The organism is Streptomyces sp. NPDC038280, assembly GCF_055600045.1.
Window position 1 is genome coordinate 143,362 of sequence record NZ_JBVJYZ010000017.1, and the last position, 11,483, is coordinate 154,844.

At 69.6% G+C, this 11,483-nt stretch carries 10 protein-coding genes and 2 pseudogenes; 6 read left to right on the forward strand and 6 right to left on the reverse strand.

Annotated features, from left to right (window positions below; genetic code table 11):
* Positions 1–84 precede the first annotated feature (84 nt).
* The gene (locus ACZ7J0_RS27920) at positions 85–537 is read right to left on the reverse strand and encodes a DUF6069 family protein (protein WP_470891867.1); all 453 of its coding nucleotides are present in this window, start codon (positions 535–537) and stop codon (positions 85–87) included.
* Between the two features lie 79 nt (positions 538–616).
* Between ACZ7J0_RS27920 and ACZ7J0_RS27925 the strand changes: the two genes are divergently transcribed.
* Positions 617–877: a hypothetical protein gene (locus tag ACZ7J0_RS27925; RefSeq protein ID WP_470891869.1), complete on the forward strand. Its 261-nt coding sequence runs from the start codon at positions 617–619 to the stop codon at positions 875–877.
* Between the two features lie 261 nt (positions 878–1,138).
* On the opposite strand, the pseudogene ACZ7J0_RS27930 reads toward ACZ7J0_RS27925, so the two are convergent.
* The 4 genes and pseudogenes from ACZ7J0_RS27930 to ACZ7J0_RS27945 form a co-directional block, all read right to left on the reverse strand.
* A pseudogene (locus ACZ7J0_RS27930) lies at positions 1,139–1,309 on the reverse strand (LmrA/YxaF family transcription factor); the annotation flags it as partial.
* 68 nt (positions 1,310–1,377) lie between these two features.
* Positions 1,378–2,307 (reverse strand): SDR family oxidoreductase, encoded by a 930-nt coding sequence (locus ACZ7J0_RS27935; RefSeq protein ID WP_470891871.1) that lies wholly within the window; start codon positions 2,305–2,307, stop codon positions 1,378–1,380.
* Between the two features lie 127 nt (positions 2,308–2,434).
* Complete coding sequence (locus ACZ7J0_RS27940) at positions 2,435–2,821, reverse strand: VOC family protein (RefSeq protein WP_470891897.1); 387 nt, start codon at positions 2,819–2,821, stop codon at positions 2,435–2,437.
* A 5-nt stretch (positions 2,822–2,826) separates the two neighbouring features.
* Positions 2,827–3,213: a VOC family protein gene (locus tag ACZ7J0_RS27945; protein ID WP_470891873.1), complete on the reverse strand. Its 387-nt coding sequence runs from the start codon at positions 3,211–3,213 to the stop codon at positions 2,827–2,829.
* 520 nt (positions 3,214–3,733) lie between these two features.
* Here ACZ7J0_RS27945 and ACZ7J0_RS27950 point away from each other — a divergent pair.
* A complete protein-coding gene (locus tag ACZ7J0_RS27950; RefSeq protein ID WP_470891875.1) occupies positions 3,734–4,786 on the forward strand; it encodes a hypothetical protein in 1,053 nt (350 codons plus the stop codon).
* A 25-nt stretch (positions 4,787–4,811) separates the two neighbouring features.
* Here the strand turns inward: ACZ7J0_RS27950 and ACZ7J0_RS27955 are convergent, their stop codons facing one another.
* Complete coding sequence (locus ACZ7J0_RS27955; RefSeq protein ID WP_470891877.1) at positions 4,812–7,004, reverse strand: discoidin domain-containing protein; 2,193 nt, start codon at positions 7,002–7,004, stop codon at positions 4,812–4,814.
* A gap of 293 nt (positions 7,005–7,297) precedes the next feature.
* Here ACZ7J0_RS27955 and ACZ7J0_RS27960 point away from each other — a divergent pair, with 293 nt between their 5' ends.
* From ACZ7J0_RS27960 to ACZ7J0_RS27975, 4 genes and pseudogenes are all read left to right on the forward strand, one after another.
* Complete coding sequence (locus ACZ7J0_RS27960) at positions 7,298–7,918, forward strand: hypothetical protein (RefSeq protein WP_470891879.1); 621 nt, start codon at positions 7,298–7,300, stop codon at positions 7,916–7,918.
* Positions 7,919–8,089: 171 nt separating this feature from the next.
* Positions 8,090–9,562, forward strand: coding sequence for an aldehyde dehydrogenase family protein (locus ACZ7J0_RS27965; protein WP_470891881.1), 1,473 nt, complete (start codon positions 8,090–8,092; stop codon positions 9,560–9,562).
* A gap of 118 nt (positions 9,563–9,680) precedes the next feature.
* Positions 9,681–11,264 carry an APC family permease gene (locus ACZ7J0_RS27970; protein ID WP_470891883.1) on the forward strand — a complete coding sequence of 528 codons (1,584 nt, stop codon included), beginning with the start codon at positions 9,681–9,683 and terminating at the stop codon, positions 11,262–11,264.
* A pseudogene (locus tag ACZ7J0_RS27975) lies at positions 11,245–11,483 on the forward strand (hypothetical protein); the annotation flags it as partial. The gene ACZ7J0_RS27970 and the pseudogene ACZ7J0_RS27975, both read left to right, overlap by 20 nt.

Sequence of the window (11,483 nt, forward strand, 5' to 3'; positions counted from 1 at the left end):
CGACGTCGACCGATGTTCACGTCTCCCGCATCCCCATACGGGCACGTCGGGGCATCGTTCGCGGTTGGACCAACAAGGACACGCTCAACGGTGGCGGCGGTGGAGCTTCAGGGTGGTGACGAGCGCCACTCCGAGGGTGACGTGCATGAGGGACAGGGCTGCGACGGTGCCGCCGTCGGCGCCGGACGACAGCGGGCCGGCAACCGACAACAGTGCCAGCCCACCGCCCACGTACTGCGCGATCCGCAGGAACACCGGCTTCCACAGGGCCATCAAGAGGGCAGCGCCCGTCCCGACGACCAACGGGACGACGGAGGCGCCGATGACACCCGCGACCGTGATCGGATGCTCTTCGCTGCCGTCGACGACGATCAGTGAGGCACCGGCCAGCTTGGCGACGGCAAGAACGATCAGATTGACTACGGTCGCGCCGACCGCGCCGGCGACCAGCGCCTTCCACCAGGTGAGGCCGGAACGGTGGACCGAGGGCGCGGCGGGCCCAGCGGGGCCGGGGTTGGGAACGGCACTGCTCGACATGAGACTTCCTCCAATGTGTGAAGTGCTGCGCTGCCCTGCGGCCCGCGGCATGCCGAGAAGCCTCCAACCTGAACCTCGATTGAGGTCAAGCCCGCAGCGGGTGGCCGGGCGCGAGGGTCCGGTCATCGGACTGGACATCACGCTCGGGGAGCAACGGCTCTCGCTGCGGATGGACCGGGGCCGGGTGGCCGGGGAGATCTGCCACGAGGTGCGGGGCATCGTGCTCTCGCGGCACCAGGTCGACCTGGACGAATGGATCAATGCTCTGGCCCGCCACCTGGCAGACGCCGCGGCCTCGAACGCCCGCGCCCGCGAGGCCGTCGAACGCTTCCTCGCCTGACCGTTCCACGACCCGCCACACGGACCACGGAAGGGCGCCCCGCCCTGTGGCCAGGCCACATACCGGGCCCGCTGTTGGTCCCTGCGCGGCTACGACAACCGCATTTTCCGGCCTGGGACAGCTGCTCATGTCGCCCATCAGCGGAACCGGTCGGGCGAAGTAATCCTGTCCGGCGCCGCTGTCACGGGATGGGCAATGATTCCCTCGGTCTTCGACCAGGCCCTGTTTCCCCGGTCAAGGTCTGCCGCTTGCTAGCGGTGGCTAGACCTCGTACGAGCGCACAAGGCGGGCGAGTTGCCGGCCCGCCACGCGCAGCGGTTCCTCGCTGCGGTTGACCTGGGCGGTGACTTCGGCACCTTCCAGGGCGGAGATGATGGTGATCGCCAGTTCCCGGGCGCTCTGGGAGGGGAAGCCGCAGCGCAGCCCTTCGTCGGGCACCGTGTCGTCGTCGGGAGTCATGGTGATGTCCTTCGTCCGGCCGGGTTCTGGAGGGGGCCCGGTCAGCGGTAGTCGTCGGGGTTGGGTGCCTGTCCGGTCCGCATGTAGTCCTGGAAGTAGCGGACGGAGTCGGGGGCAGATCCGTCGGCGTCGGTGAAGCCGTACTGCTCGGCCAGTGTGCCGACGGACAGGGAGCCGCCGGTGAAGCGGGCCATGTCCGGGTCGGTGGCGAGCGCGGTGACGGCGCGGGCGGTGAAGACGGGAGTCTCGGAGATTGCGAACGTGGGGTCCACCTTGCAGCCGTCGCGCCAGTTCTCCTCTGTGATGTGGAACGCGTCGAGCATCGCCTCGGTGCGCATCCAGCCCGGGGCCAGACCCAGTGCCGTACAGCCGTACTCCTTCAGCTCCTCGGACATCGCCCACGTCATCCGGAAGGGGGCGAACTTGGCGAGGTCGAAGGCGAACGGGGCGCGGTAGTGCGCGTGGTTGAACTCCTCGGTGCCGTCGGTGAGCTCCACCACCAGTCCGCCTGGCCGGCGGATCAGCAGGGGCAGGAGGTAGTGGCTGGTGACGTAGTAGGTCTCGATGCCGAGCCGGAGCATGCGCAGGCCGTTGTCGAGGTCGCAGTCCCACATCTTCTTGCCGCGCTCGACGAGGTGCTCCGCGCCCCAGATGGCGTTGACGAGGATGTCCAGTCGGCCTTGTTCCCGGTCGATGCGCTCGGCCAGCGCCTGCACCTGCTCTGCCTGGAGGTGATCGACCACGGCGGGGATACCCTCGCCGCCGGCTGCGGTGACCAGCTCGGCGGTGTCCTCGACGGTCTCAGCCGGGCGGCCCGACTCGCCCGCCTTGCCGCGGGTGGTGCGGCCGGTCACGCAGACGGTGGCCCCGGCCCGGCCGAGCTCGACGGCGATCGCCCTCGCTCCACCGCGGCTCGCCCCGGTGACCAGCGCCACCTTCCCCGCCAGCGGCTTACCTTCGTCGTGGTTCATGCGGGTCGTTCCTCATTCGCTCAAAGTTGATGACGGGAGCAGGGTCCGTACCCCGATGTGTCGATCCCCGTCTGGATCCGCTGCCGCTGCGGCCTGCGCGGAGCCGGTAGCGGACCGGATGGGTGTGTCACCCGTTCTTGCCGGCGGCGCTGATGCAGAAGGGCTGGCCGGAGGGGTCGAGCAGCACCGTCCAGTGCTTGCCGCCGGGCTGGTGGGCGGGCTTGGTGGCGCCGAGGCCGATGAGTCGCCGTTCGGCGGCCTCCACGTCGGCGAAGGCCAGATCGAGGTGGAAGACGAGCTCGTCCGCGGGCCAGTCCGGTGCCTTGAAGGACTCGGCGGTGTAGAAGACGTACGTGGTGGTGCCATCGCTGATCATGGCGGCGGTGTCACCGAAGGTCTGGGTGACCTTCCAGCCCAGGGCGGCGGCGTAGAAGGCGGCGAGGGCCTTTCCGTCGTGTCCCCAGAAGGCTGCGCACTTCACGACACCTGCAGCGGTGCTGGTCTCCTCCCCCATGGCGGTCACCAGGTCTGCCTCTGGGTGACGGCGATGACGTAGCCGTTGGGGTCGGTGAAGTAGAAGAGCTTCTGCCCCTGGTGCTCCATGACGTCCTTCTGGACGGTGACCAGGGGGCGGATGCGCTCGACGTAGGCGTCGAAGTCGTCCACGGCGAGGTAGAACATGCCGAACGCACCGACCGGGGTGTCCTTGAGGACGGGCAGCCAGCCGCGCAGGTGCTCGTCGCGGTAGACCATCAGCGCGAACTCACCCTCGAAGAGCAGGATGCGCAGGTCGTCGTCCGGGTCGTTGCCGGCAGGCAGGGCGGTGAAGCCGAGCTTCTCGTAGAAGTCGACGGTCGCCTGGGTGTCGGAGACTCCCAGGCACGGAGAGATGGCAGGAGGCTTCATCAGGGATCACTCCTTGAAGAGGGGATGCGAACAGAGGGCTGGAACTCCTCAGGGGCACACAGCCCGCCGCGAGAAGTCCTAGCGGAAGCATGCCCTCCATATAGGACGGAGGCCGTCCTATATGGAGTGACCTGCGGAGTTTTCACACGGGTGAGCGGTGACTCTGGTCGCGGCATCGGAGGATTACCCGTCCGCCCAACTGCTCGGGCATTGGCACGGCCGAGGCGCGCTCGCCTACCAGCTTCGGGACCCAGCCTGTACAGGATCGAAGAAAGGCTCCGCGAAGCAACCAAGCGGAGGAGAAACCGGCGAACCGACCGCCCCGACAGACGGCCCAGACCGCCGGTGAGGCAGGTTCACCTCGCGAGGGGTGACAGGGCCGAACGGGCGGGGCGCGCCCGTCGTCACGTGGCTGGTCCAAAGCCCATTCCCCGCGGCTCTGGTTCCCATGGGGGACCCCGCCCGGCGAGTCCCGCCGGGTTGCCCAGTGCGTTCAGTGTTCTTGCCTAGTTTGGCCGCCATGCCCAGACTCGGAGTCCTCACGGCAGCGGCAGCAGCAGCAGCCGTCGCGACGGCCGTCGCCCTCCCCAGCCCCGCCCACGCCCAGCAGTTCGTCGCCTGTAGCCCCACAGCTCTCCGCAACGCCATCACACAGGCCAACACGACCCCCGGCCCGGCGATCCTCTTCCTCTCCGTCGGCTGCACGTACACCCTGACTGCCCCCGACAACCCCGGCAACGGCCTCCCGATCGTCACCAGCGAGATCATCGTCTTCGGCAACAACAGCACCATCCGCCGCCAGTCCGCGGCCACCTTCCGCATCCTCGAGGTGGCCGGCCCCAACGGCCGCCTCACCCTGAACAACCTCACGGTTCGCGACGGCCGATCCGACTCCGCCGGCGGCGGAGCCATCCGCAACGGCGCTGGCACGCTGACCCTGAACACCGTCGAGTTGACCCGGAACGTCTCAGGTGCGGCAGGAATCGGCGGGGCCGTCAACAACGCGGGTGGCACGCTCACCGTCCGCAACAGCACCGTGAGCTTCAACATCTCCACGACCAATGGGGGTGGCATCGCCTCGTTCGGCACCGCGAACATCTCCAACACCACCATCACGGGCAACACCGCCCGCGACAGCGGCGGCGGGATGGACGCCCGCGTCGGTCTGACTCTCAGCAGTAGCCGGGTCACCGACAACGCGTCGGGCGACGACGGCGGCGGCCTTCTCGCTTTCGACCTCACGGGCACGGTCACGGACACCCTCGTCCGCGGTAACACCAGCGCCGACTCGGGCCAGGCGGGCGGCGGCATCAACAGCAGGGGCAGCACGCTGACCCTCGAGCGGACCACCGTCTTCGCCAACCGTGCGGTGCACGGGCAGGGCGGCGGCATCGCCGCCGACGCCGCGTCGTCCTTCACGATCCGGAACAGCTCGGTGACCAACAACTTCGCCGACAGTGCGCCGGGCGGCATCTTCAACGACGGTGGCACCGTCTCGCTGACAGCAACGCCCGTCGTGGACAACGTCCCGACCAACTGCGCTCCCAGCGTGGTCGCCGGCTGCACGGACTGACCGCCGGGTCAGGGGGTTCAGGGGGTCAGGGGTACGAGGCGACGGTGGAGGGGGTCGTCGACGTACCCGAGGTGGGTGATCCGGTGTCGTTGACGACGTGGTCGTAGTGGCCGTTGCCGCCGAGGGAGACCACGAGGAGGCTGTGCAGCTTCACCTCGGGCTTCACCGGCACCTTGAAGCCGTGGGCCTGCCGGATGGCCGGGTCCACGTTGTAGTAGCAGTAACTGCCCAGGCCCCAGGCCTCGTGGACGTTCACCGAGTCGTCGACCCGGTAGGCGGCGTACCCCTTGGTGGTCCCGTTCTGGATGGCTGCCTGGTCGGGCGCGTCGTAGGCCTTCTCATTCTGGAAGAAGACCGTCCGGCCGCGCTCGCCGTACCACTCGACGTCGTACTTGTTGAAGTGCTCGACGAACAGGCCGGTGGCGAGGACGTCGTCACCGTTGACCCGCACGCCGTAGTCGGCGCGGTTGGTCTCCCATCCGACGCCCTCGCCGTGGTCGGCGCGCCACACCCAGGTGTGGTCGACGATGGTGTCGTCGCTGTTGACGACCATGCTCGTGGTGGCCTTGCCGGCGCCCGCGCCGCCGATCCGGAGGTAGACGTCCTGGACGGTGGTCGGGTTGGCGGCGTGGTCGGCGGAGGCGCCCTCGGGACCGATCTCCAGTAGAGCCGTCGAGTTCACCGGACCCGCGTCGATGAGCAGTCCGGCGAGCTTGACGCCGTCGACGTCGGCGACCTTCAGGGCCGTCACCCCGTTGTCCGGAACGATGGTCGCGAGACCCAGGCCGAGCACGATCGTGTTCGCCCTCTCGACGGTGATCGTCCGGTCGACGTGATAGACGCCCGGCGTGAACAGCAGGTGCAGGCCCTGGGCGAGCGCGGCGTTGATGGTGGCCGCGGTGGCGCCCGGCTTCACGACGTAGAACCTGCTCAGTGGGACCGTCTCGCCCTGCGGGGTGCCGTTCGCCCATGTCGTGCCGCGTGCGTTCGTGCGCTTGGCGGGAGTGAAGACGTTGTACTCGTTGCCGTCGAGGTAGAGGAAGGGCTTCTCGCGGGAGATCGGGGTGGTGGCGAGCGTGGTGTAGGGCGGCTCGGGGAAGCTGCCGGCCGGAGCGCCCTCGACGCCCGAGAAGGTCATGTTCCACACGCCGTTGGTCCAGCCGCCGACGCTGCTGTCGCGGGTGTACCACTGCTGCTGCGAGTACGGTCCGACCGTGCCGTCGATCTTGCTGTCGGCGATGTACCCGCCGCTGGCCCAGCCGTAGCCCGTCGGCGCGAGGTTCAGCCCGCCCTTGACGTGCATACGGCGGAAGGAGGCCGCCTGGGAGACCGCCCAACGGTTGGTTCCGCTCACCGGGTTGAGCGCCAGGTTCTCCGCGGACCGCCAGAAGTTCTGCGTCGCGTTGCCGTTGAACCAGCCGGCGTCCACGGTCACGTCCCCGTTGAACATGGTGTCGTCGGGCCTGAGGCCCAGACCCGCGATCTGCGTGTAGAAGCCGATCTGTGCGTTGATGTTGTTGTACGTGCCCGGCTTGAAGAGAAGCGCGTGCCGCCCCGAGCCGAACTGCGCCGACTCCTGCTGCTTGAACACCTCGTCGAGCTTGCCCTGGATGTCGGGTGTGGACGGGTCGAAGACGTGGACGTTCGGGCCGAGATCGCCGCCGCCGGGCAGCGGTGTGCCTCCGTCGCCGGTGGTGCCGTACACCTGGAACTCCCAGAGCGAGTAGCCGTATCCGGTGGCACGGGCGGTGCCGTAGACGCGAACGTAGCGGGCGGTGCCGGAGATGTTCAGCGTCTCCGTGCCGCCGGCCCCGGTGGTGGTCGCGTACGCCGTCGTCCAGTCGGTGCCGTTCGCCGACAGTTCGATGCGGTACGCCTTGGCGTGGGCGGTCTCCCAGCGCAGCACGACCTGACTGAGCGCGGCGGGGGCACCGAGGTCCACCCGCAGCCACTGCGGGTCGGATGCGGCGCTCGACCAGCGGGTGCCGGTGTTGCCGTCGACCGCGTCGGCCGCGGGCGTGCCGTAGTGCTCCTGACTGGACGCCGTCACCGGCTTGCCCTGCGAGAGGAGCACGGGCGCGGCCTGTGCCGCGGGGGCTTGGACCAGTGACAGCAGGGCGGCGACCAGGGCCGTGACCACCGCCCCTGCGAGGCCGCGAAGGGTGGCTCCGGATCGTCTGCGTGGCGGTGGCGCCGGGGGTACGGCGAGTGCGGGCATGGCGAAGTCCCCTCGAAGACGGGTGGGAGAGCCAGGTCGGGAGAGCGCTCTCCGAACCTTGCCCGCCTCGCCCTCCAAGGGTCAACAGCCCTGACACGACTTTTCTTTGAGCTTGCCTTAAGCCCCGATCCTCGCCTGGACCCCGCAATCCGGCGCCGAGCGGTCCCGGCTGGAGCACACCGCGCTGTAGCAGCTTCGGCACGTAACGTAACGACTCGGAATCAGCCGTCACCTTCGGCCCGCTGACCGGATTGACTGTCTCGGCGAGTCGACACGGCCTCAGGAGCGACCTCATGGGCAAGCACAGGCAGCAACACCGCGCGACCGGTGGTCGTTTCACCCTGATGTACGCCACCACCGCCATGGGCGTCGTCGGCGCCCTGGCCCTCGTCCTCCAGTCGGCGGACGAGGGTCCCGCGACCCGGGTGCGGGCGGTGCCGGAGATCCGGCACACTCCGCTGCCCGACGCCACGAACGCCTCGGCCCCCGCGACGGGACGGGGTCAACGCGCCGACAGCGGACCCGGATACACCGCCTTGCCCCCGACCGCGTCCCCGCGGCCGGCGCCCCTGCTCGGCGCCGATCCACGCCCGGGCGTCGCCGATCCACGCACGGGGGTCGCCGGCCCCGTCCGGCTCGCGCCCGCCCCGCCCGGAGCCGGCGCACAGCAGACCGCGCCGCCCCACCTCTCCGGAGAGCCGGCGCCGGCGCACTCGCCCGGACCAGCGGCCCCAGGGGGCGACGGTGGAGGCACGGCCGGCGGGGGGTCCGCCCCGTCCTCGCCGTCCCGCCCGTCGCCGGCCCCGTCTCCGTCGACCTCGCCGTCCCCGTCGGCCTCGCCGTCACCGGCCCCGTCTTACGGTCTCATCGGCGGCCTGCTGGACAGGCTCGACCGGCTTCCCCTTCTCGGCTGACGCGCCGCCGGGAGCCGAGAGGAACGGGTTCACCGTCGCTGCGGGGCCCTCTGACCCGCGGCGATCACCGGACGTGACGGTCGTCACTTCCCGTCACCATTTTGGAATGCTGCCGGAAATGAGGGGCAGGCCCCAGGAGCCCAGTCCCGACATCACCGGAGGATCCGAACCATGCCCGAGCTATTCATCGGCGGCCAGTGGATCGCCGCCGTCGACGGGCGGACCCGTGAGATCCGGTGCCCTGCCGACAGTTCTCTCGTGGCCACCGTCGACGAAGCCGGCCCGCAGGACACCGTCGCCGCGATCACCGCCGCCCGTGAGGCCTTCGACCACGGCCCCTGGCCGCGGACCGGCCCGGCCGAGCGCGGCGCGCTGCTGCTGCGCGTCGCCGACCTGCTCGTACGCGACAAGGACCTGCTCGCGCGCGCCGAGTCGCTCGACACCGGCAAGCGCCTGGTCGAGTCCGCGTACGACATGGACGACATCGCCAACTGCTTCCGCTACTTCGGCACGCTCGTCGCCGCCCAGGAGAGCGGGCGGGTCGTCGACACCGGCAACCCCGCCGTCGACAGCCGCGTGGTGCGCGAGCCGGTCGGCGTCTGCGGACTCATCACGCCGTGGAACTACCCCCTGCTCCAGACCGCGTGGAAGGTCGCCCCGGCGATCGGCGCGGGAAACACCTTCGTTCTCAAGCCCAGCGAGCTGACCCCGCACACCGCCATCCATCTGATGAAGCTGCTCCAGGAGGCCGGCCTGCCCGACGGGGTCGCCAACCTGGTCCTGGGCGCGGGCCCGGAGGCCGGCGCGCCGCTCTCCGAGCACCCCGGCGTCGATCTGGTCTCCTTCACCGGCGGGCTGCGGACGGGCCGGGGCATCATGGCCGCGGCCGCTCCCACGGTGAAGAAGGTCGCGCTGGAGCTCGGGGGCAAGAACCCCAACATCGTCTTCGCGGACGCCGACTTCGACACGGCCGTCGACATGGCGCTCACCGCTGTCTTCCTGCACTCCGGTCAGGTCTGTTCGGCGGGTGCCCGGCTGCTCGTCGAGGACCCGCTGCACGACCGGTTCGTCGACGAGGTGGTCCGGCGTGCCCAACTCATCCGGCTGGGCGGCCCGTTCGACGAGAAGGCCGAGACCGGGCCGCTGATCTCGGCCGCGCACCTCGGCAAGGTCGAGTCCTATGTCGCGGCCGGTGTCGCCGAGGGCGCCGTCCTGCGCTGCGGCGGCGCGCGCCCCGACGACCCCGCACTCGCGAACGGTCACTTCTACCCGCCGACCGTCCTGGACGAGTGCCGCCACGACATGACAGTCGTACGGGAGGAGTCCTTCGGCCCGGTGCTCACCGTGGAGCGCTTCGCCGACGAGGACGAGGCCGTGAGGCTGGCGAACGACACCGTCTACGGGCTGGCCGGAGCCGTCTGGACCACTGACGAGGCGAGGGCCCGGCGGGTCGCCGCCGGGTTGCGCCTGGGCACCGTGTGGATCAACGACTTCCACCCGTACGTCCCCCAAGCCGAATGGGGTGGCTACAAGCAGTCCGGTACGGGCCGCGAACTCGGGCCCGCGGGGCTGGCCGAGTACCAGGAGACGAAGCACGTCTGGCGGAACACCGCCCCCGAGCCCCAGCACTGGTTCGCGGGCTGACCCTCGGCCCACTCGGCCGCCCGCCTGCCCCGCCGCACTGCCCCGCGTCCTTGCCCACCTGATCGGCGCACCGCGCGCCCCGCCTTCCTTCCCGCACACCCGGAGGCTAGTCATGACCATGACAAAAGATGATGCCGAGCTCCATGAGTTCGGTTACAGACCTGAGCTGAAACGCACCCTCGGCAACTTCCACACCTTCGCCGCGGGCATCAGCTACATCTCGATCCTCACCGGCACCTTCCAGCTCTTCTATTTCGGCTTCGGCTTCGGTGGGCCCGCCTACTGGTGGTCCTGGCCCCTCGTGTTCGTCGGCCAGCTGATGGTCGCGCTCTGCTTCGCCGAACTCGCCGCCCGCTACCCGGTCGCCGGATCGGTCTACAACTGGGCCAAGAAGCTCGGCGGACCGCATGTCGGCTGGCTGGCCGGCTGGATGATGCTGATCGCCTCGATCGTGTCGATCGCGGCCGTGGCCCTCGCCTACCAGGCGACCCTGCCGCAGATCTCCAAGGCCTTCCAGATCGTCGGCGACGGCACCGGCACCTACGACGTGGCGACCAACGCGGTCGTCCTGGCCGCGGTGCTGATCCTGTTCACCACGCTGGTCAACGCGTTCGGTGTGAAGCTCATGGCGAGGATCAACACCGCCGGTGTCTTCCTCGAACTGATCGCCACCGTCGTCCTCATCGTGCTCTTCGCGGTGAACGTGGTCCGCGGGCCCGATGTCGTACTCGACACCCACGGCCATGGCGGCGGCGGGCAGTTCGGCTACATGGGCGCGTTCCTCACCGCGGCCCTGGCCTCCGCGTACGTCATGTACGGCTTCGACACCGCGGCGTCCCTCGGCGAGGAGTCCGTCGACCCGTCCCGGAACGCGCCGCGCGCCATCCTGCGGGCGCTCCTCGCCTCGTTCGTCCTCGGCGGCCTCATCCTCATCCTCGCGCTGATGAGCGTCAGCAGCCTCGACGGCAAGGGCATCACCAGCGACGGACTGCAGTACGTGGTCCTCGACGTGCTCGGCGACACCGGCGGCAAGCTGATGCTGTGGTGCGTGCTGATCGCGGTGACCGTGTGTGCGCTGGCCGTGCACACCGCCGCCATCCGGCTCGCGTTCGCGATGTCCCGCGACAACAACCTGCCGGCCGCGTCCCTGATGGCGAAGGTCAGCCCGCGCTTCCACACCCCGGTGCTGCCCGCCGTCATCGTCGGCGTACTCGCCCTGGGCATCCTGCTGGTGAACATCCGTCAGCCCCAGATCTTCTCCGTCGTCACCAGCATCGGCATCATCATGATCTACGTCGCCTATCTGCTGGTGACCCTGCCGATGCTCGTCGCCCGCGTGCGCGGCACATGGAAGCCGGCCGGGGACGGCAAGTTCTCGCTGGGCCGCTGGGGTCTGCCCGTCAACATCGTCGCCGTGGTGTGGGGCGGCTTCATGACCTTCAACCTCGCCTGGCCGCGCGCCGAGGTGTACAACGCCGCCGCCCCCTACCACTGGTACCTGCGCTGGGGAGCCTTCCTCTTCGTGGGCGTCGTGATGCTCGGCGGCTTCGCCTACTACTGGTTCGTCCAGCGCCACCGCACGGGTGTCCTGGCCGACCACGCCGCCACCGACACCGCCCCCCTGTCCACCCCCAGCACCGTCACCGTCACCGGAACGGACAACGAGAGTGAGCCGGAGACCCATGTCCACGCACAGCACTGAGACCACCCCGACCGTGTCGACGACCGCTGCCGCCGGCGCCACGGAGGAGTTCGACTATGTCGTTGTCGGCGGCGGGACGGCCGGGAATGTGGTGGCCGCGCGGCTCAGCGAGGACCCGTCCGTCACCGTCTGCGTCCTGGAAGCCGGCCCGTCCGACGTCGGTGACGACAACATCCTGCGCCTGGACCGCTGGATGGGCCTGCTGGACTCCGGCTACGA

Excerpts from the sequence above, each read along its gene's own strand:
- ACZ7J0_RS27920 (WP_470891867.1), bottom strand. The coding sequence starts at position 537 with ATGTCGAGCAGTGCCGTTCCCAACCCCGGCCCCGCTGGGCCCGCCGCG.
- ACZ7J0_RS27935 (WP_470891871.1), bottom strand. The coding sequence starts at position 2,307 with ATGAACCACGACGAAGGTAAGCCGCTGGCGGGGAAGGTGGCGCTGGTC.
- ACZ7J0_RS27940 (WP_470891897.1), bottom strand. The coding sequence starts at position 2,821 with ATGGGGGAGGAGACCAGCACCGCTGCAGGTGTCGTGAAGTGCGCAGCC.
- ACZ7J0_RS27945 (WP_470891873.1), bottom strand. The coding sequence starts at position 3,213 with ATGAAGCCTCCTGCCATCTCTCCGTGCCTGGGAGTCTCCGACACCCAG.
- ACZ7J0_RS27950 (WP_470891875.1), top strand. The coding sequence starts at position 3,734 with ATGCCCAGACTCGGAGTCCTCACGGCAGCGGCAGCAGCAGCAGCCGTC.
- ACZ7J0_RS27955 (WP_470891877.1), bottom strand. The coding sequence starts at position 7,004 with ATGCCCGCACTCGCCGTACCCCCGGCGCCACCGCCACGCAGACGATCC.
- ACZ7J0_RS27960 (WP_470891879.1), top strand. The coding sequence starts at position 7,298 with ATGGGCAAGCACAGGCAGCAACACCGCGCGACCGGTGGTCGTTTCACC.
- ACZ7J0_RS27965 (WP_470891881.1), top strand. The coding sequence starts at position 8,090 with ATGCCCGAGCTATTCATCGGCGGCCAGTGGATCGCCGCCGTCGACGGG.
- ACZ7J0_RS27970 (WP_470891883.1), top strand. The coding sequence starts at position 9,681 with ATGACAAAAGATGATGCCGAGCTCCATGAGTTCGGTTACAGACCTGAG.